At 31.5% G+C, this 2,689-nt stretch carries 3 protein-coding genes and 1 pseudogene; 2 read left to right on the top strand and 2 right to left on the bottom strand.

Annotated elements, in window-relative coordinates; all coding sequences use genetic code 11:
• Positions 1-1,336: pseudogene (locus IDG60_RS10570) on the bottom strand (hyaluronate lyase); the annotation flags it as partial.
• Complete coding sequence (locus IDG60_RS10565) at positions 1,333-1,500, bottom strand: hypothetical protein (RefSeq protein WP_072398278.1); 168 nt, start codon at positions 1,498-1,500, stop codon at positions 1,333-1,335. The gene IDG60_RS10565 and the pseudogene IDG60_RS10570, both read right to left, overlap by 4 nt.
• 243 nt (positions 1,501-1,743) lie before the next feature.
• Here IDG60_RS10565 and IDG60_RS10560 point away from each other — a divergent pair, with 243 nt between their 5' ends.
• Both IDG60_RS10560 and IDG60_RS10555 read left to right on the top strand, forming a co-directional pair.
• Positions 1,744-2,160, top strand: coding sequence for a MerR family transcriptional regulator (locus IDG60_RS10560; protein WP_000850015.1), 417 nt, complete (start codon positions 1,744-1,746; stop codon positions 2,158-2,160).
• A 69-nt stretch (positions 2,161-2,229) separates the two neighbouring features.
• Positions 2,230-2,689: aldo/keto reductase (locus IDG60_RS10555; protein ID WP_206160676.1), on the top strand; the 460-nt coding region annotated here is incomplete at its 3' end.

Here is a 2,689-nt window from a genome sequence, read left to right as displayed (position 1 = left end):
ATATTTTAAGTTGTTGTGTTAAACCGTTAGTAGAAATAGTGCTGTCTTCCATTAAAGACTTCATTTTGCTTATATCCGAATAAGAGCTTAATGTATCATTTTGGCCGTAACTTGAATCAGATTTAACTGAAGTTTTGACAATTTTTTTATACTTAGCTTTTGTTGAATCATCCATGGCATCACTTAATCTCAACAATGATTTCATTACAGTTGCAGATGCTGAGTGACTCGTTTCATTTTCACGGCTAATGGCTCTACCACGTGATAAATCCATCATTTCACCTTTATAAATGAGTGGTAAAAATCCGTCGTCAATCCATGATTTTAAGGTTGTATTATTTTGGGTTTTATCATTAAAAGGTGTTTCTTTTATCATCGGCATCATTTGAGAAATCCCCTCTAAGAGTACAACGCCATAAGCACCAGTGTATGGGACATCTTTATGGTCGATATATGAACCATCTTTATAAAATCCATTACGTTCTTTATCAGTGGCAGAATCTTGAACGTAAGTGAAGACTTTATTAAATGAATCTATTGAATTTTTCATCATATCTTTATCTTCTTCGATAATACTTTCTAAAAGTTTTACTTTAGCAATGTCTACTAAATTTCCGCCTTTAGCAGGTTCAGCTTTTCCTACAGAAGATAATATTTCATCACTTTTTGGGGCGAAAGTTTTAATAGGGGCAGTGAATTTTTTCTTTTCTTCATTTGAAAATTGATCATTCAGCAATATAAGCGTATTTGTTAATGATCTAGGTGTTCCAATTTCATAATCCCACCAATTTAAAGCTTTTTTCTTTGATGAATCAGTTATTTTAAAATTCTCAGTCAATTCTTTTACTTTATTATCTGGTTCTTTTCCATATGCATTTTTATGCAGCCACTCAAGGGCATCTTTCACTTTCTTCTTATTTTCGTCAGTATTTAAAGTGGTTTTAGGATGCCTCATCGCTTCTGCGATTTTCTCAATATTACGATAGGTACGAGTCATATCCGCAGACTTGTTATCTAAATCTTTTGCACTATCCCACAAGTAAGTCCTTCCACTTTCAGTTTTCATGCTACTGAGTAATTTCTCTGCCTCTTTCTCCGTAGCATCAAACTTCTTCTTCATTGCGTCATTCTTCTCATCATACTTATCATAACCGTAGTTAACATCTAACCATGTGTTCCTCAACTTTTCATAATCTGGCGTTTGAACATTCGTATCAGCCACAGCGATTTGATGTTTATCAATACTTCTGAATTCACCACCATTCAAAGTAATCACACCAGCCATTAATAACGTAATGGTGGATAATTTTTGCCATTTCTTCATTCTATATGTCATTGACATGTCTCCTTTTTATGTTGTGCGTGCGCAATTAATAATATGATTAAATAATGATTCAAATTTTCAAAATTCGTTAACGTATACAAATGACTGTCTACTGTCAAACAATCCACAAAGAATGTTGATGCATATAAACGATCGATCACCCAAATTTTCCGTATCACCCAAAAATTGCAACAAAAATAATTTTTAAAAAATTAAATATTATCAATCTTAGTGATTATATCATTTTAAATATTTAAGTTATACAATTTTTAAAGTAATTAAAAACGATGAAATGTAAAATGTTAAAAAAGAGACAAATTTAAATTTGAGTAATAAAATAAGAAGTATTCAAACAAAGATGGCAATATATAAAACAACATTACTTTAGATGCCCAAATATAACTGAAAGGATAGTCGCAATGAAAACTAAAGAAGTCGTAGCGCTCATGAATATATCTCAAGACACTTTAAGATATTATGAAAAGGTTGGTGTGATTCCACCCGTTAATCGAGATGAAAATGGATATAGAATATATAATGATAGTGATTTAAATTGGATTTATTTAGTGAAAAATTTGCGAAATGCAGGCGTCAGTATTGAATCGCTTATCGAATTTTGTAGATTAGCGCAGCTTCCTAAAAATAAAAATATTCAAACACAGCAAAAGCAAATTTTAAATAAGCAACTCGAAGAATTAAATGAAAACTTAAAGACAATTCATGATGCGAGAGATTTACTAAAATATAAAATTGATAATTATGATAATCATATTGCTAAAATCAATGCTAGTGATAATCATGATGACAATGTTGAACGTCTTTGGGAGAGAAAGTAAACCTCTGGCTTGCTATAGAGTTCGCTCCATGGTTTATAGTGGACATACAAGATAAAGGAGGTTCATTTTATGAATCATATTGAAATAAGTAAAGATGTAAAGATACCAGTATTAGGTTTCGGAGTATTTCAAATTCCTCAAGAACAAACAGCAGAAGCGGTTAAAGAAGCAATTAAAGCGGGTTATAGACATATTGATACAGCACAAAGTTATTTAAATGAAACTGAAGTAGGTCAAGGTATTGAAGCTTCAGGTATTGATAGAAGTGAACTATTCATTACGACTAAAGTATGGATTGAAAATGTTAACTATGAAGATACTATCAAATCAATCGAACGATCATTACAACGATTAAATTTGGACTATCTTGATCTAGTGCTTATTCACCAACCTTACAATGACGTATATGGCTCATGGCGTGCATTAGAAGAGTTAAAAGAAAATGGTAAAATTAAAGCAATCGGTGTATCTAACTTCGGCGTTGATCGAATTGTAGATTTAGGTATTCACAATCAAATTCAACCACAAG

The organism is Staphylococcus sp. EG-SA-2 (assembly GCF_017152085.1).
This window is presented reverse-complemented; position numbering and strand designations above follow the sequence as displayed.